The 18,550-nt window shown below is 37.1% G+C and carries 12 protein-coding genes; 8 read left to right on the forward strand and 4 right to left on the reverse strand.

Annotated features, from left to right (window positions below):
• Window positions 1-5: 5 nt before the first annotated feature.
• Together Cop2CBH44_RS13755 and Cop2CBH44_RS13760 are read right to left on the reverse strand one after the other, a co-directional pair.
• Window positions 6-1,256 carry a sigma-54 interaction domain-containing protein gene (locus Cop2CBH44_RS13755; RefSeq protein WP_200755034.1) on the reverse strand — a complete coding sequence of 417 codons (1,251 nt, stop codon included), beginning with the start codon at window positions 1,254-1,256 and terminating at the stop codon, window positions 6-8.
• A 113-nt stretch (window positions 1,257-1,369) separates the two neighbouring features.
• Entirely contained in the window at window positions 1,370-2,230 is an 861-nt protein-coding gene (locus Cop2CBH44_RS13760; RefSeq protein WP_021931864.1) for a lysophospholipid acyltransferase family protein, read from the reverse strand.
• 269 nt (window positions 2,231-2,499) lie between these two features.
• Here Cop2CBH44_RS13760 and Cop2CBH44_RS13765 point away from each other — a divergent pair, with 269 nt between their 5' ends.
• From Cop2CBH44_RS13765 to Cop2CBH44_RS13775, 3 genes are read left to right on the forward strand one after another with little or no spacing between them, the layout of a single operon-like run.
• Window positions 2,500-3,057 carry a DUF3575 domain-containing protein gene (locus Cop2CBH44_RS13765; RefSeq protein WP_154668475.1) on the forward strand — a complete coding sequence of 186 codons (558 nt, stop codon included), beginning with the start codon at window positions 2,500-2,502 and terminating at the stop codon, window positions 3,055-3,057.
• Window positions 3,058-3,069: 12 nt separating this feature from the next.
• Window positions 3,070-5,076 (forward strand): tetratricopeptide repeat protein, encoded by a 2,007-nt coding sequence (locus tag Cop2CBH44_RS13770; protein ID WP_055097677.1) that lies wholly within the window; start codon window positions 3,070-3,072, stop codon window positions 5,074-5,076.
• A 10-nt stretch (window positions 5,077-5,086) separates the two neighbouring features.
• Window positions 5,087-7,939 (forward strand): hypothetical protein, encoded by a 2,853-nt coding sequence (locus tag Cop2CBH44_RS13775; RefSeq protein ID WP_200755035.1) that lies wholly within the window; start codon window positions 5,087-5,089, stop codon window positions 7,937-7,939.
• Between the two features lie 96 nt (window positions 7,940-8,035).
• Here the strand turns inward: Cop2CBH44_RS13775 and mgtE are convergent, their stop codons facing one another.
• Together mgtE and rsmA are read right to left on the reverse strand one after the other, a co-directional pair.
• Window positions 8,036-9,382, reverse strand: coding sequence for a magnesium transporter (mgtE, locus tag Cop2CBH44_RS13780; protein WP_021931860.1), 1,347 nt, complete (start codon window positions 9,380-9,382; stop codon window positions 8,036-8,038).
• 37 nt (window positions 9,383-9,419) lie between these two features.
• Window positions 9,420-10,205 carry a 16S rRNA (adenine(1518)-N(6)/adenine(1519)-N(6))-dimethyltransferase RsmA gene (rsmA, locus tag Cop2CBH44_RS13785; RefSeq protein ID WP_200755985.1) on the reverse strand — a complete coding sequence of 262 codons (786 nt, stop codon included), beginning with the start codon at window positions 10,203-10,205 and terminating at the stop codon, window positions 9,420-9,422.
• A gap of 153 nt (window positions 10,206-10,358) precedes the next feature.
• On the opposite strand from rsmA, the gene Cop2CBH44_RS13790 reads away from it, so the two are divergent.
• From Cop2CBH44_RS13790 to Cop2CBH44_RS13810, 5 genes are all read left to right on the forward strand, one after another.
• Entirely contained in the window at window positions 10,359-11,393 is a 1,035-nt protein-coding gene (locus Cop2CBH44_RS13790) for a lysylphosphatidylglycerol synthase transmembrane domain-containing protein (RefSeq protein ID WP_246469130.1), read from the forward strand.
• An 11-nt stretch (window positions 11,394-11,404) separates the two neighbouring features.
• Window positions 11,405-12,871: an aminoacyl-histidine dipeptidase gene (locus tag Cop2CBH44_RS13795; protein WP_200755036.1), complete on the forward strand. Its 1,467-nt coding sequence runs from the start codon at window positions 11,405-11,407 to the stop codon at window positions 12,869-12,871.
• A gap of 159 nt (window positions 12,872-13,030) precedes the next feature.
• Window positions 13,031-14,104 (forward strand): efflux RND transporter periplasmic adaptor subunit, encoded by a 1,074-nt coding sequence (locus Cop2CBH44_RS13800; protein WP_055097684.1) that lies wholly within the window; start codon window positions 13,031-13,033, stop codon window positions 14,102-14,104.
• Between the two features lie 36 nt (window positions 14,105-14,140).
• On the forward strand, window positions 14,141-17,203 hold the full coding sequence (locus Cop2CBH44_RS13805; protein WP_021931855.1) for an efflux RND transporter permease subunit: 3,063 nt from the start codon (window positions 14,141-14,143) through the stop codon (window positions 17,201-17,203).
• On the forward strand, window positions 17,200-18,504 hold the full coding sequence (locus Cop2CBH44_RS13810) for a TolC family protein (protein WP_021931854.1): 1,305 nt from the start codon (window positions 17,200-17,202) through the stop codon (window positions 18,502-18,504). Before Cop2CBH44_RS13805 ends, Cop2CBH44_RS13810 begins: the two co-directional genes overlap by 4 nt.
• The last annotated feature ends 46 nt before the right edge of the window (window positions 18,505-18,550 follow it).

Raw genomic sequence — 18,550 nt, forward strand, 5'->3', positions numbered from 1 at the left:
TAGATTTATTCTAAATTGTACTCTTTGATTTTTCTATATAAAGTGCGTTCCGATATTTTTAATTCTTCGGCTGTCTTTTTTCTTTTGCCGTTGTTCCGTTCCAGCGATTTACGAATTGTTTCCCTTTCTATATCTTCCATAGTATAGGGTTCTTCTTCATAGTCGTTTTCAGAATGAATGATTTCACCATCACTTACACTATTATCGTTTAAATGATATGTTTTTATTACTGGGTGTATAATGTTAGGACTGGATAGAGGAGTAGTTGTATCTTGTCCGTAAACTTTCAAACTTTCATTATTAGGTACTGTACGGTTTGCCAATAGTTCATGAACGATATTTTTTAGTTCATTGACTTCTTTTCTCATTTCGAAAATGACTTGATACAACATTTCCCGTTCATTGCTGAATTGGAAACCACCATCTTTATTGTCATGCCCGCTTATGACTGGAAGTTTTTCGATATTGTAAGACGGTAAGTAGGGTAGTAGCACTTCAGCAGTAACCTCTCTTGATGTTTCGAATATTGAGACTTGCTCGGTTACATTCTTTAATTGCCGTATATTGCCAGGCCAGCGGTATGATAATAATGCCTCTTTGGCATCATCGGTTAATTGTATGGCAGGCATACGATATTTCTCGGCAAAATCGTTTGAGAATTTTCGAAATAATAATAAAATATCGTCTACTCGGTCTCTAAGAGGAGGAAGCTCTATGGGCACGGTATTTAATCGGTAAAATAGATCTTCTCTGAATTTGCCTTCTCCGATAGCTTTTACCATGTTTACATTAGTAGCAGCAACGATACGCACATTTGTTTTTTGTACTTTTGAAGAGCCTACTTTTATAAACTCTCCGCTTTCGAGTACACGTAACAACCGAGCTTGTGTGGTTAATGGTAATTCTCCGACTTCATCCAGAAAAATTGTACCGCCATCTGCTTCTTCAAAGTATCCTTTTCGGTCGGATAAAGCTCCTGTAAAGGAGCCTTTTTCATGCCCGAAAAGTTCAGAGTCGATTGTACCTTCAGGTATAGCCCCACAGTTTACAGCGATATAGCGACCATGTTTACGATGACTGTTGGTATGTATAATTTGTGGAAAAAATTCTTTTCCTGTTCCACTTTCTCCGGTAATAAGTACCGAAAGGTCTGTTGGTGCAATTTGTAATGCTCGGCTTACAGCGCGGGTTAGACCGGGAGCATTACCTATGATACCAAATCGTTGTTTTGCTTGTTGTATATCAGCTGGTGTCATAACTGTTATTTTGCTTGCATTTTTACAAAGATACAAATAATATGATAAATTGTTCTATTTATAGATATTCCGGTCTGTATCAAAATAAATAAATCAGATATATGTTTAAAATATTATTTATTCTTTTTTAGTTTCAGAGTTTCTTTTTTTAAGAATTTTCCGAATTGATCGAGATCTTTGAATTTTTGTTGTTGCTCTACTGAAATTGGTTCTCCGATGGATATATCAAATGTTACATTTCGTTTGTTAAAAATTTCTAATGGTAGACGAAGAGTTCGAATTCTCCAGTCTATTATACCTAAAAGATTATAAAAAAGAGAGTTATGTCCTTGAAAATAAATAGGAATAACAGGAACTTTAAATTGTTGAATCAGGCGGATAACTGTGGGCTGCCATTCTCGGTCTTCGATTCTTAATCGACTATTGATTTTTGACACAGCTCCTGCAGGAAAGAATCCGATAGGATGTCCATTTCTTATATGAGAAAGAGATTCTCGGATTCCGACCATGGAAATTTGCCGACGAGTTTCATTAGAGGTAGGTTCTACTGCTATAAAATTATCAGCCAATGCTTCAATGTAAGTTAGTATCCAATTTACCATGACTTTATAGTCTGGCCGATGAGAGCCTAATAGATGTATTAGAATCAATCCGTCTAACGCTCCATAAGGATGATTGGACACTGTAACAAAACCGCCTTGGGGTAATTGGTCAAGTACTTCTTTATGATGTATATTATAAGTAATACTTAATTCCTTTAGGATGGAATTGACAAATTCGGCTCCATTTTTATCACAAGAATGAGAATATAAATCATTTATTTTATTAATACCTGCTAACGAATATAAAATCTTTAATAGCAATGCTCCGGATTTCGAACGAAAAGCGGGTATGATGTATTGCAGATCTTCAAAGGTCAGTACATATTTTTTTCGTTTTTTATTTTCTGTATATTTTTTATCTTCAATTGCCATTATTCTGGTTTAAAATCGCTATGATTATATTAAATTCATAACAAAAGGTGTTCTGACGTCATTTTTTAATGAAGACACAAATATAAAATTTATTTTTTGAAGAATCTAATTTGATTATTTTTCCTTGATGACTCTTTGTTTTGTTTTGGGATTTTGTTATTTAATTTATATTGTTAAGAATAACATTAATATTAATTATTATATTTGCAACGTTTTTAGAATAATGTAATTTAATATATGTTTTTGTATAATATAAAAACTAAATAATAGTGCGATATCTTAATTCTTATGTACAACAAATCACTCTATTGATATTCCTTATTTGTGGAAGTTTTTCGGCTGTAACGATGGCACAGCGAGTGGCTGTCAGAACAAATTTGCTAGAGTGGGCTACTATTTCTCCTAATATCGGTGCTGAATTTGCTATTGCGCCTCATTGGTCCATTGATTTTGGTATTTCAGGTAATTTTGGTAATCCTACATCTTATAAAATCGACAATGTAAAAGTGCAGCCTGAGTTACGTTATTGGTTTGGTCGTCCGATGGCACGTCACTTTTTAGGCCTCACGGCATTTTATTCTTCGTATGATGCTTGTTTTAAGAATAAAAAACGTTATGGGGATGCAGGTGCAGCAGGTATAACCTATGGGTATGATTTTGTTTTGGGAAAACGTTGGAATTTGGAAGCGACGGTCGGTATCGGGGTCCTTCGGTATCGACAGTTTGGATATGCAGTAGAAGACCCTAAGCCTGGAAATATTAATGAAAGAGGTTGGGTATTGGCTCCTGTGAAGCTGGGTGTTACAATATCCTATATTATAAAATGATATAAGTATGTTATGAAGAATTGTATTCACATATTTTTTGTTGCAGTCTTTCTGTTTTTGTTTTCATTTACTGTTCAGGCTCAGACTATTAGGGTAAATGGTACTGTAAAAGGCAATAATGGGGAAAGACTTGTGGGTGTGACAGTGACTGATATTGCGTCAGGTAAAGTTATTGGTATTACTGATGAGGACGGAAAATATTCGGTTTTAATAAGTCCCAAGAGTACTCTTAAGTTTACTTCTATGGGGTATACTGACAATGAGATTAAAGTTAATGGGCGGCAGGTAGTAGATGTTATATTGAAGTCGACAGCTATAAAGATTAAAGAGGTTGCCGTGACTGCAAAATTTAAAAATAAAATTATTTTTGAACCGACTGATATAGAGGTTGTGGGAAATTACTTTCATTTACGCACTCGATTCAAAGTTCCTGATGAGATGTTTGGTACAAATACCCGATTGATTATACAACCGACTATTTATAATATTTCCAAAAAAGAGAGTAAATTATTGACTCCGGTTGTAAATGATGGAAGAGAGTATCGTCTCACTCAGGATCGTATGCTTGAGTTCAACATGAAAGAGAATGATCCTTTGGCTCCGTATGAGCGGCGTAGCGAAATGACTCGAAAGGGAGAAGTTATTGCTTATCATGATTCAGCATATGTAAGTAATATGCGAGATGATTTTCGCTCGGATGTAAAACTTACTATTGAGAATTATAATAAAATATTATTTGTCGATAGTTTTCAAATAGCGCGTGGGTTGGTGAATCCTATGCGTTTTTTTGAATATAATGTGGTATGTCGGGATATGACCGATAAAAAATATTGGCCAAAACCGGAATTACAATTACGAAATGATAAGGGGGAGGTACACTTGACTTTTGCTGTAGGAAAATCAAGAATAGATGACAAGAACCCTAATAACGCAAAAGAAATAGCGAAGCTTAATAACAGACTTTCTGAGATAGAAAAAGATCCTAATGCAAAGTTGCTCTCATTCCATATTTCAGGAATGTCATCTCCGGATGGACGGCTGGCGCAGAATGAAAAATTGGCACAAGAGAGAATGAAAGAGGCTTTATCTCGTATTACTTCTCGGTTAAGTCCGGTAACTCTTGAGTTTTTGGATATACATTCCGATGCAAAAGTTGACACTTGGCATACGGCAGTACAAATGATGAGAGATGACGGTCTGACAGAGGAGGCCGAAAAAGTGCAAGCTATCATAGATAAATATCCTAATAAAGCTGATATGCAGTGGAGAGCAGTTATTAAACTTCCTTTTTATCGAAAAGTAATAGTTCCCAATATCTTACCTCGTATGAGAAAGGTTGAGTACAATTTTTCATATTCTATTTATCGTTATCTTACTGATGAGGAGATAAAATCTTTGTATGAAGCCAAAGGATATAAAGAGTTATCACGTCATGAGTTTTGGAGAATGTTTGCAATGGCCAAGGATGATAAAGAACGAGAGACTTTGTACAAACAGGCTTTAGAGGTATATCCTAAATATACACTTGCGGCAAACTCTTTGGCTGCTCTTTATCTTCGGCAAAATCGGACGGATGTCTCTATTTTGGAACCTTTTGTAAGCAAGAATGCCCCAGAGGAGGTACTTATAAATCAGACGCTTATGCTTTTAAATGACTTTCAATATTCTAAAGCTGATTCAATCGTATCTTTGATTTCTGAAGAAGATGATATAGAAGAGATAAGAGCTGTAACAAGAGCATTGAATGGAAATTATCAAGAGGCGTTGAATCGGTATGCCAAAGATGGGGGAATAAATGAAGTTGTATTGCTTTTGGCATTAAAAAGGAACGAAGAAGCATGGGAAAAAGCTAAATTACTTCCTGCGGATTCGGCTAAGGCTGAGTATCTAAAAGCTGTTGCGGCAAATAGACTCGATCGTATAATGGATGCAATGAATCATCTGGAGAATGCGTTTGAACTGGATCCGTCTTTAAAAGAAATAGCTAAGGCGGATGGAGATATAATGGACTTGTTGTAATGTTTCAAAGATGAAAAATTTATTATTGAAAAGATATATTCAGGCATTGATAGTCCTGTTATTTTTTGTAGCAAATGAAACATTTGCGCAGATAAATGCATTGGATTATACGTTACAAAAAAGGCGTAAAGCTGAAAAGTTTGAGTCAAATCATATAAAAGACCATTTGTTTTTATCTGGAGCAATAGGTGCTGAATATTTGAAAAATGATAACTCTTCTGGTTTGTCAAATGCAATTGGGCCTAAGGCTTCTCTTTATGTCGGTACTTGGTTTACTCCGGTAATAGGAATGCGTGTCGGAGTAGAAGGAGCCTATTTACCTACAGGAAATGTGTCCCGCATTGTCTCATTAGGTCTCGATGCCGATTATTTGATGAATATTTCGGCATTTGCTGCAGGTTATAATCCTGAACGTCTTTTCGATGTAATTGCTATAGCAGGAGTTAATTATCACTCGTCATTAAAAACGGGAAAAATTCGACATATACCAGGTGCAAATATAGGATTACAGGGAAAGTTTAACCTGTCTCCTTTGGTGGATTTTTTCATAGAGCCTAAGTTAAGTGTATATGGAGATAAAATAGATTATTCTACGCAATGGCGGCAATATAATTTGGCCGGCTCATTGATGGCAGGGGTTACTTATAAAATGGTTCCGGATAAACAACGAGCATCTTTGTCTTTATTTGGAAAAGGAGCCTTTGAACATTTATTCATTTCGGGAGGAATAGGTGCACAAATGTTGTTATCTCGACGTGTAGTGGATATGAGTGTCAAAAATTGGTTGGGCCCGGCGGCCCGTTTGTCAATTGGTACTTGGTTCAATCCTGTATCAGGGTTAAGATTATCGGCAGAGGGAGGTGCATCGAAATGGATTGAGTCAAATTATGGTAAAAGCCGTTATCTAAAAACTGTTGGAGGAAGTTTAGATTATTTATTGAATCTTAATTCTGCTTTTGGAGGATACAATAAAGAACGTAAGTTCGAGTTGATTGGTGTTGCAGGGGTGGACTTGGTTTATGGCGTGAAAAATGGAGATAAGAATATTGTTCCGGGAATTGGTGTAGGCTTGCAAGGGAGTCTCCGTTTGAATAGAAATTTGGATTTGTTTATAGAGCCGGAATTGACAATGTATCATAAACATTTGGCTGGGGAAACTTCCTCTCGATTTGATCTTTTAGGGAATGTGTATGTCGGTTTAACTTATAATCGAGAAGAATCTGCTTTAAGAAATAATAAAGGTAAGTTTGTAAAAAACAGCTTTTTTGACAACATGTTTATTTCTTTGTCAGGCGGTGGCGGTGTTTTGGTTTCTAATCCGATGTTATCAATGTCGACGGTAGACAGGTTGAGCCCTATGGCAACAGTATCAGTAGGAAAGTGGTTTACACCAGTGTCTGGATTGCGGTTATCCGGAAGTATGATTGGCTTGTCGACGTTGAATAAAAAGAAACAATTGATACATGAAGCAGTGGCAGGTGGTGAGGTTGATTATTTGTTGAATTTATCTTCGTGGTTGTCTGGTTATTATCCAGAACGTAAGTTCGAAATTTCAGCTTTTGTGGGCCCTTCTTTGATGTTGCGGTCGCAGAAAATATATCCGGTTGTAAATGCTGGTCTTATTGGATCTTGGAATATAACACCGTCTTGGGCTTTATACTTGGAACCAAAAATTGGGTGGACTCCTAATCGAAAAGGTTTTAATGATGCTTTGGCAACCTATCAAATGGTTTTTGCTTCAGCGTCTTTAGGTGTTTCATATCGTTTTGTGGGATATGATAAAGCGTCTTATCATGCAGAATTTGAGAAATCTGATTCCCGAAAATTCTTTGTATCTCTTGCCGGTGGATTTTCTTCATATTTTGATACACGTTTGGTGCGTGCCGGAGTAAAGGATCAAATCGGAGGTATAGGACGAGCTTCGTTGGGCCGTTGGTACACTCCTTTGTCTGCGTGGAGGGTGTCGGTATCGGGTGGGGCTGTACCCAGTTATGGGACATCTCAGACAACATTTGGAGACCTTTCGTTGGATTACATGATGAACTTGAATACTCTTTTTGCTGGTTATAAACCTCACCTTTTTGATGTCAATGCCGCTGCCGGCGTACATGCTGCTTTATCTTTGAATAAAGGTAAGTTTAATGTAACACCAGGGATATCGGCTTCATTACAGGGATTGTTTAATATAACTTCAGGCTTTGGCTTATATATAGAGCCTCAGCTAGTTGGATATCTTGGAAAATTTGATGGTAAAAGAAAGGTAAATCCTGTATCATCAGTGTTATTGGGTATCAATTATAAACCGAAGTCTCCTCAAGGACAGCGAAAGAATATGTCTGTTGATAATCCTAATTTTATTTCTTTGTCCATAGGTTCAGGTGCCTATGCCATGAGCATGGTAAGGAGTGATTATTCTGCCGCAGATAAGATGATGTTCGATGCCGAAGTTTCAGTTGGTCGTTGGATAAACTCCGTAAACGGTTTACGTTTGACATTTGCTTCATCATCAACTAAAGTAGGGGGAAGATATAATATTGATAAAGGATTTAATTTGACGATGTTGGGATTGCGAGCAGATTATTTATTGAACCTTACACAGTTGATTTCGCGCGATGTCGATAGTCGTTTTAATATGTCGGGTATAATCGGAGGAGGTGTTGCTTTTCCGAAAGGGAAAGCTGAGGGTGAAACAACGTATAATTTTACAGCAGGAGCGCAGTTCTCTATTAAAGTATTACCTTATTTAGATTTGTATGCGGAACCTCGTATATCAGTGTGGGGAGATAAAATAGACCGTCAGGTCTCTCCAGCAAAGTTTGATGCTGATGGTCGGATATTAATTGGGGCATCTTATCGTTTCTAAAAAGATAGTATTATATAAGATACACTAAGATGAAAAAGAGAAATGTTTGTATATACAAACATTTCTCTTTTTCATCTTAGTGCTTGAATATAAGACTTATGCTAAAGTTGAAGATATACTCATGTAAATGAGCATTCCGATAATATCGTTGGTGATAGTTATAAACGGACCGGTAGCGATGGCGGGATCTATTTTAAAACGTTCCAGTGTCATTGGGACAATTGTTCCGAAAATAGAGGCGAATATCACGACGGAAAATAGTGATAGAGATACGGATATGGTGACTCCATTGTTTCCCATACGTATCCAATTATAGACAAAGACTAATGCCGAAATCATACAGGCATTAATCAATGCTACTCCTAATTCTTTGAGAATTTGTTTTCCGGAATTCCGCAAAGAAAAAGACCCATTAGCCAAGCCCTGTACTACAATAGCCGAAGATTGTATACCGACATTTCCTCCGGTACCTCCTATTAATGGAATAAATAAGGCCATAGCTGGGTTGGAAACGAATCCGGCTTCAAAATTTCCTAAAATAACGGAATTTGCCAATCCTCCGAACATTCCTATAAGTAACCAGGGAAGACGGGCCGATGTTTGAGTAAAGATTGTATCCGTACTTTCTACATCTTGGGAAAGACCTGATGCTAATTGATATTCACGTTCTGCCTGTTCACGCACTTCGTCCATGACGTCGTCCACAGTAATTCGTCCAACCAAACGTCCGATGCTGTCGATAACTGGCACGGCAACTAAATCATATTTTTCAAAAGCTTGAGCTACCTCTTCAATAGGCGTGTCGGTTTTGACTGACACGGGGTCTTTTTTCATGACGTGCTTAATCTTCGATACAGAAGGATTGGTAATCATTTTTTTTAAAGGAAATACACCTTTGAGCCGTTCGTCATCATCGACGACATAGACATAATATATTTCGTCCATATCTTCGGCTTGTATACGCATTTCTTTTAGGCATTCCGGCATACTCCAGTTTTCATTTACGACGACCATTTCTGTACCCATCAGACCTCCAGCTGTATCTTCGTCATACTTTAAGAGGTCAACGATGTCACCGGCTTGTTCTACATCATCAATATGGGAGAGAATCTCCTCCTGTGCTTCTTCGTCCAGTTCCCGGATAAGGTCTACAGCATCATCTGTGTCAAGATGGTCGATAAATTGTTTTGCAATCATCTCATTGGGGAGACGTTTCAGCAACTTTTTCCGATCATCTTCATCCAGCTCCATAAGTACGTCGGCAGCTTTTTCACTATCGAGTAGTCGATAGATAAATTCTGCTTCATCAAGATTAAGAGCCTGGTAGAGCTCTGCTATATCGGCAGGATGCAAGTCTTTAAGATATTCTTTCGCTTTTTGTTCGTTTTTATCATCGATAACCTGCTGTATTTCCTTGATATATTCTTCAGAAAATTTTTCCATAATTAAAAAATACCGGTTAAAAAATACGGATATTAGATTATTTTAATACATATTTTTCCATACGATTTGTTAAATCGATAAATTGCTGAACAGATAATTGTTCCGGTCTTTTTTCGAATATTGGGTCATTATAGAGTTCGCATTCTTTATATAATAATGATTTCAATGAATTACGTAAAGTTTTCCGTCGTTGGTTAAATCCGGTTTTTACGATTCGTTTAAAAAGGTGTTCATTGCATCCAAGCTGTGTAATGCTATTTCGCGTCATGCGTATAACAGCAGATTTTACTTTGGGAGGAGGATTGAAGACGTGTTCATGAACGGTAAATAAGTATTCAATATTGTACCATGCTTGTAATAAGACACTTAATATTCCATAAGTTTTACTTCCGGGCTTAGCTGCCATACGTTCCGCGACTTCTTTTTGTATCATTCCGCTACAACAAGGTATTTGGTCTTTATAATCGAGGACTTTGAAAAATATCTGACTGGATATATTATATGGATAATTACCAATGACACAAAACTGTTTATTACCAAAGAGTTCAGATAAATTTAATTTAAGAAAGTCTTTTTCAATAATACGGTTTTCCAATTCCTTGTAATTTTGAGTCAGATACGCAACAGACTCGTTATCCAATTCTACTACAGTAAGGTCATGTCCCTGTTCAAGTAAAAATCGGGTAAGAATACCCATTCCTGGACCAATCTCCAGAGTCGGAAAGTCTTTATATTCAGAAAGAGTGTCAGCAATGCGGAAAGCAATATCTGTATCTTTCAGAAAATGTTGTCCTAAGGCTTTTTTGGGTCTAACCGTATCTATCATTTCTTAATTTTGTATCGAAATTTTGTTAATCAATGTATAAATTGTAAAGAGAAATCTAAATAAACATTTTTAGCCGGCATAAAGTTTATAATAAAACAGTATCTTTGCCTCATACAAAGGTAAGAAATAATATTTTTTAAATCGACTAAGTTGGAAAAATTACTCCGTAATACACTTAAGTTTTTAGTGCCTCTTATATTAGGTGTAGGCATATTTTGGTTTCTGTATAGCAAACTCGATACAAAAGAGATTTTTACCATATTAAAGTCTGAAATCAATTATTCGTGGATATTTCTTTCTATGTTTATAGGCTTGTTAAGCCATGTGGCAAGGGCTTATCGATGGCGTTTGCAATTACGTACTTTAGGTCAGAATCCAACGATGAGGACTCTTACGAATGCAATTTTTGGTACATATGCTATGAACCTTTTATTTCCTCGGTTGGGTGAGGTCTGGAGGTGTACTTATGTTTCTCGTCGGCAACAGATGTCGTTTACCCAAGTTTTAGGTTCTGTATTTTCAGACAGGCTTACTGATACCATATCTGTTGTTTTCCTTACGGTGGTTATATTTTTTCTGCAAATGCCTGTTTTTCGGGAATTTTTAAGAAAATTTCCCACAATAGAGGAGGCTGCATGGCAGACTGTTACTTCCCCGTGGTTATATATAGGCTTTGTATTCGTTGTCATATTTATAATATGGTTATTTAGTAAAAAGACTGAAAATAAATACGTTCTTAAGATAAAGGGAATGGTAAAGAATCTTTGGTTTGGATTCAATACAGTCTTAAAAATGAAACAGAAGTATAAATTCTTTTTTTATACAATTCTTATTTGGTTGTGCTATTTTTTACAACTTTATGTTTGCCTTTTTGCCTTTCCTGCAACAGAACATTTGGGGATTTTGGCAGCCCTTGCACTTTTCATTATGGGAAGTATTAGTATGGGTATTCCTGTACAGGGAGGTTTAGGCCCATGGCATTTAGCTATAATTGCAACTTTGGCGTTATATGGTGTTGGTGAGAATGCTGCTGGGGCTTTTGCTTTGGTAGCTCATGGAATACAAATGATATTGATTATGATTTTAGGTATATATACGATGTTCTCTATTGCTTTGGAAAAAAAGAATGTACAAGCCGAAGTGCAACCTCAAATGGATCATAAGGAAATAAATGTTTTACCATAAAAAGATCTCTTATGAATAAAGAAATTGCATCCCTTGAACCTCAAATTTTGTGGCAGCACTTCAGTACTATATGTGAGATACCTCGTCCATCGGGGCATTTAGAAAAAATAACCCGTTATATAATGGAATATGGGAAAAGCCTGGGTTTAGAGACTTTAAAAGATGATGCAGGAAATGTTCTTATTCGTAAGCCGGCAACGTCTGGGATGGAAAGCCGTAGGCCCGTTATATTGCAGGCTCATCTTGATATGGTTCCTCAAAAGAATGCTTTGGTAGAACATGATTTTGAAACAGACCCTATTGATGCTTATGTCGATGGAGAATGGGTAATGGCGCGTGATACGACGTTGGGGGCTGATAATGGAATAGGTATATCTTCTATTCTTGCAATATTGGGTTCCCAGACACTGAAACATGGTCCCATAGAAGCTTTGTTTACTTATGATGAAGAAACAGGGATGTATGGGGCTGTTGGGCTGAAGCCCGATTTGCTTCAGGGTGATATATTACTAAATACCGATTCGGAAGAGGAGGGTGATATATATATGAGTTGTGCTGGAGGGGTAGATCTTGATATAAGTTTTCGGTTCAAGGAGATTCCTTATATTGCGTCGGAAGAAGAATTGGCAATGAAGTTACGTTTGACTGGGCTTAAGGGTGGGCATTCAGGTGTGGATATTCATTTAGGAAGAGCAAATGCCAATAAACTGATGTTCCGTTTTTTGAAATATGCAGTACAGGAATATAAGGCTCGTTTGGCATGGGTAAGTGGTGGAAATATGCGCAATGCGATACCCAGAGAGGCTGTTGCTATTGTTATTATTCCGGCTGAGTGGAAAGATGATTTTGTAAATGAAGTTGCTGATTATGAATTTTTGTATAAGCATGAATATGCAACGATAGAAGATGCTATTTCTTTTACAGCAGAAGAAGTCGAAACTCCTAAAGCTCTTATTCCTGAAGAGATACAAGACGATTTGATCAATTCGATAGTAGCATGCCAGAATGGGGTGGAGAGAATGATTCCGGGAGTTCCTGATGTTGTGGAGACATCTTCGAGTTTAGGTATTGTCAGTGCAGAAGAAGAATTGATAGAAGTAAAAATCTTAGTACGTAGTACCAGTGAAAGTCGGAAAAAAGCGTTGGCATCCAGTCTTGAGAGTACATTTTTATTAGCTGGGGCTAAGGTAGAAGAAAGTGGGGGATATCCTGGTTGGGAACCAAATTTGGATTCCCCGATATTGAAAACAGCTATTGATGTACATACGAAAGTATTAGGGATAAAGCCTGAAGTTAAAATTATGCATGCTGGGTTAGAATGTGGTATTATTGGGGCAACATATCCAAATCTTGATATGATATCATTTGGCCCTACTATTCATCATCCTCATTCTCCGGATGAAAAGGTAAATATTGCATCAGTTGAACGGTATTGGAGATTTTTGACAAATTTGTTGGAAAATATACCGGTTCGTTAAACCTTTTGCTTTTAAATTAGTCCAATATCTGTCTTTTGATAAAATCAAGGCAGAAAAAACCTTAGGATAAAACGCAGGATTGTATCAAAAGTAGATGATACAGTTCTGCGTTTTGTTTTGAGAATTTATTAACCAGAGTATAAAGAATGTGTGACGTCGATGAACAATAAGAAAGTAAAATTATTGTTGAAGATTGGTATACCTATTGTTATTGTAGGAGGGTTAGCCATATATAAAATGAACTATTATCCTACGGTAGGCCAACAAGAAAGAAGTAATAAGAAGGGAGATAAATCGATACCTGTAAATGCTTATATTGTAAAGGCTCAAGGACTTAGTAGTAACATTCAGGCAGTAGGAACATTGATGCCGAATGAAGAAGTCGATTTAGTAGCCGAAACAACGGGAAAAGTTATAGGTATTTATTTTGAAGAAGGTACTCGAGTAAAAAAAGGAGAGCTATTACTTAAGGTAGATGATGCAGACTTGCAGGCTCAGCTTATGAGAGCAAAATACCAGCAGAAATTATTGTCGGAGCAATTGGAGAGGCAGCGTGTTCTTTTTCAAAAAGATGCTGTCAGTAGAGAGGAGTATGATAAAGTACAGACCGATTATAATATGGTAGAGGCTGATATTGCTTTGCTTGAGGTAAAGATTGCACGAACCGAATTACGTGCACCTTTTTCTGGAATTATTGGTTTTCGTAATGTGAGTTTGGGGGCATATTTGCAACCGAGTACAATCGTAAGTCATTTAGTAGATGATAATCGTTTGAAAGTTGAATTTTCTATTCCAGAGAAATATGCTTCGGATGCAAAAATAGGAGCTACTGTACGATTTAAGACAGAATCATCAGAAAAGTTATTTCCAGCAAAAGTGTATGCAATAGACCCTAGGGTAGATACTCAAACACGTACTATTTTGTTGAGGGCTTTGAGTGAAAATACCAACCATGAGCTTTCTCCGGGAATGTTTGCGCGAATTGACCTGATAACTTCTCATTCTAATAGAGCTTTATTGATACCTACTCAGTCTGTTGTTTCAGATATGGAAGGGAAAAGTGTCTGGGTGGTAAAAGACGGCAAAGCAAGAACTGTCCCTGTCGAAACTTTTCAGAGAACAGAAAATCAGATAGAGATTTTATCTGGACTATCAATTGGGGACACAGTATTGGTATCAGGATTAATGCAAGTTAGAGAAGGTATTCCTGTAACGCTTTCACAGGTAGAATAATATTAGTTTAAATCGATTTGTTAAACAATTATTTTTATGAGTTTATCATCTACCAGTATAAAAAGACCGGTATTAGCTACTGTAATGAATATTTTGTTTATTATTGTAGGGATGATTGGTCTTACATTTTTGGGGGTTAGAGATTACCCTAGTGTGGACCCTCCGATTATTACAGTAAGTACGACTTTTACAGGTGCTAATGCCGATGTTATAGAGACCCAGATAACCGAGCCTTTGGAATCAGCGATTAACGGCATTCCGGGAATTCGATCTTTGGTAAGTCAAAGTAGGGATGGGAGGAGCAATATAACTATAGAATTTGAGTTGGAAGTCCCTCTTGAAACTGCAGCTAATGATGTGCGCGATAAGGTTTCGGGTGCATTACGTAAATTGCCTCAGGATATAGATCCCCCTGTTGTAACGAAAGCAGATGCTGATGCACAGCCTATTTTCGGCTTATATCTAAGTAGCGATAAACAATCGATTATAGATGTGAGTACTTATGCCGATTTACATGTGAAAGAGAGATTGCAAACTATCTCTGGTGTAAGTAGTGTGGAGATATGGGGAGAAAAACGATTGGCTGTGCGTATGAAGATGGATCCTATGCTGTTGTCAGCTTATGGCATTACTCCGATGGACGTGAGCGATGTTGTTTCGAAGGAAAATGTCGAGTTGCCGTCCGGCCGTATTGAAGGAGATAATACAGAGTTGACGGTACGTACCTTGGGGAGATTGATGACCGTTGATGATTTTAATAATTTGATAATAGCTCACCAAGGAGATAAGGTAGTACGTTTTAAGGATGTAGGAACAGCTGAAATAGATGCAGAGAATAAGCGTTCTATCATGAAGATGAATGGAAAACCGATGGTAGGATGTGTTATCATACCGCAGCCAGGGGCTAATTATGTAGATATTGTTGACCGGGCATATAATGTAATTGAGGATATAAAGAGTGATTTGCCTGAAGATATGGAATGTGGCATATATATGGATGATACGGTATTCATTCGTAATTCTATAAATGAAGTGCAGTCGACGATTGTTGAAGCATTTGTACTGGTTGTCCTTATTATATTTCTTTTTCTCAGAAGTTGGCGTACGACATTAATTCCTGTTTTGACAATACCTATATCTCTGATAGGAACATTTTTTGTGATGTATTTGGCCGGATTTACAATAAATATTCTTACTCTTTTGGCTATAGTATTATCGATAGGTTTGGTGGTGGATGATGCTATTGTGGTGATGGAGAATATTTATAATAAGGTAGAACGAGGCATGGCTCCACTTGAAGCCGGATTTAAAGGCTCCCAAGAGATATTTTTTGCTGTTATTGCGACGACAGTAGCTTTAGTCGCAGTGTTTGTTCCTATCGTATTTTTACAAGGGACGACAGGCCGGTTGTTCCGTGAATTTAGTGTTGTTATTGCTGGAGCAGTGACAATATCGGCTTTTGTTGCCTTGTCGTTCACTCCGATGCTTTCAACTAAGCTGTTGACGAAGAATGTCACGGATAACAAAATTTATAAAGTAACCGAACCTTTTTTTGTTTGGTTGACATCGGCTTATCGTAATACTCTTTTGGCTTTTATGAGGCATCGTTATATTGCTCCGATTATATTAATCCTGGCGGGTGTTGCTATTTGGTATTTCTGGGGAAATTTACCATCAGAGATGGCTCCTTTAGAGGATCGGTCACAAATGCGGATTACTTCGACAGCGACGGAAGGCACGAGTTTTGAGTATATGGAGCAATACGTTGATGACTTGGTAAAATATTTGGAAAATGAAGTTCCTGAACAGGACTTGACTATGTCTTTAGTCGGACGTGGTGGTCAGACAAATTCAGCATTTTGTAATTTAATGTTGGTTTCACCAGAAGACCGGGACAGGACGCAACAGGAAATTGCAGATGATTTGGCACCCAAAGTGCGTCAGCTTACCGGAGCTCGTACTATGGTAACACAAAGGCAAACTTTTGGGAATCGTAGGGGCGGATTACCGGTAGAATATGTGATACAGGCAAAAAATTTGGAAGATTTAAAAAAAATTTTACCTGTATTTATGAATGAAGTTGCTGCCAGTCCGATGTTTTCAGCTTATGACTTGAACCTTAAATTTACCAAACCGGAATTGTCAATCAGCATAAATCGGGATAAGGCTGCCTTATTGGGTGTTTCGGTTCAAGATATTTCGAGAACATTACAATTAACCATGAGTGACCAGCGTATTGGCTATTATATTTTGAATGGGAAACAGTATCAGATAATTAGCGAGTTTGATAAATCCCGGCGAAATAAGCCGGCTGATTTGGCTACTATATATGTTCGGAATAAAGATAATGAATTGATAAGTTTGGATAATTTGGTAACTGTAGATGAAAGTAGTACACCACCCCAATTATATCGATATGACCGTTTTGTTGCAGCTACGGTTTCTGCTTCGCCGGCAAAAGGAAAGACGATGGGACAAGGTATAGAAGAGATGGATAGGATTGCAGAAAAAGTCCTTAATCATGATTTTAAAACAACATTATCAGGAAGTTCTAAAGATTTTGTTGAGAGTTCTTCCAGTTTATTATTTGCATTTATTTTAGCATTAATATTTATATATTTAGTACTTGCGGCACAATTTGAGAGTTTTCGAGACCCGTTAATTATTATGCTTACTGTTCCATTGGCTTTGGTGGGCGCTTTATTGTCTTTATGGTACTTTAATCAAACAATGAATATATTTAGCCAGATTGGTATTATAATGCTTATTGGTTTAGTTTCGAAAAACGGAATTCTTATTGTGGAGTTTGCCAATCAGCGTAAGGCTGAGGGGTTATCGATGAGGGAAGCTATCATTGATGCATCTGCTGCCCGTTTTCGCCCGATATTGATGACGAGTTTGTCTACTGTGCTGGGGACATTACCGATGGCTCTTGCTACGGGAGCTGGAGCTGAGAGTCGTATTGCAATGGGGATTGCTGTTGTCGGAGGAATGATATGTGCAACAGGTTTGACATTGTATGTAATACCTGCTATTTATACATATTTGTCTGCATCTAAAGTACGAGTTGTTAATGAAGAAACCTTTACAAAGTCATGATAAAGTATCTTTTTTATGTTTTATCTTTTGTGTTGTCGATAGACGTTTGGGGACAGCAACAAATATTATCTTTAACCGATTGTATTGCTCGGGCTTTAGATGCTAACTATGGTATCAGAATAGCTCGCAATGAGCAATTGATAGATAAAAATAATATTAATTATTCGGTATTTTTGCCTACATTATCGGCTTCAGGAACTCAGAAAGAGTCTATTGTCGATTCGAAACGTAAAGATGCAAATAGTGGTATTACACGGGATTTTAAAGGTAGCGTGAGTGATAATTATGGTGCAAATATAAATCTGAATTGGACCTTATTTGATGGTCTGGCTATGTTTACTACTCATAATCGTATGAGGGAACTTTGGGCTGTTGGTGAGCTGGAAACAAGAATGGCTGTAGAGGAGTTGATAGCGCAAGTGAGTGTGGGATATTATTCTATATTGGTACAGCAGAGCTTATTGGATGCAGCAAAGCAAAGTCTGGATATTTCCATGCAGAGATATGAAATTGCTCGTCAGAAACATAGTATAGGAAGTTTGTCTGGTTTGGAGCTGAAACAGACGAAAATAGACTTGAATACAGATAGTTCTAAATTGGTAAAACAACAGGAACTTTTGAAGAGTGCTTATGTAAATCTTAATCAGTTGATGAATGAAGATTTGCATCGGGTAGAATATATTTGTGATACGATATTATTAGGCCCGGTTTTAGACCGAGAGGAAATACGAACAATGATGCTTGAAAATAATACGGCTTTGTTGATGGCACGTAAAGAACAACGTATTTCAGAGTTGGATATGAAGCTGGCAAAATCGGCTTATTTTCCTACGGTCGATTTTTCAGCTGGTTACAGTTTTTCTCGGACAGAGTCTCCGTCATCAGTGTCGACATTTAATCAGACTACGGGGCCGTTTTGGGGATTTTCATTAAATGTTCCTATATTTAATCGTTTAGAAACACGTCGCAAAGTTAAGAATGCAAAGATAGCGATAGAAAATAGTAGGTTATCTTATCAAGAAGTTGAATTACAAATGAGTGGAAATTTGGCGCAATTATATAATACTTATCAGAATAGTTTATTAATGGTCGATTTTGAGACTGAGAGTGCAAATGTAGCATACCAAACTTTAACTACTGCATTAGACCGCTATCGATTGGGCAGCTTGTCAGGTATAGAATTTCGTGATTTTCAACGAAGTTATCTTGATGCCGTAACTCGAAAAGTGGATGCTCTTTTTCAGGCAAAATCATCAGAGATATCATTGTTGTTACTGAGTGGACATTTAAAAGAAGAGTGATGCCTATGAATGTGAAAAAATATGCGCTTAAAATATATATTTTTAT

This window comes from Coprobacter secundus subsp. similis (assembly GCF_015097275.1).
GTDB classification, from domain to species: domain Bacteria; phylum Bacteroidota; class Bacteroidia; order Bacteroidales; family Coprobacteraceae; genus Coprobacter; species Coprobacter secundus.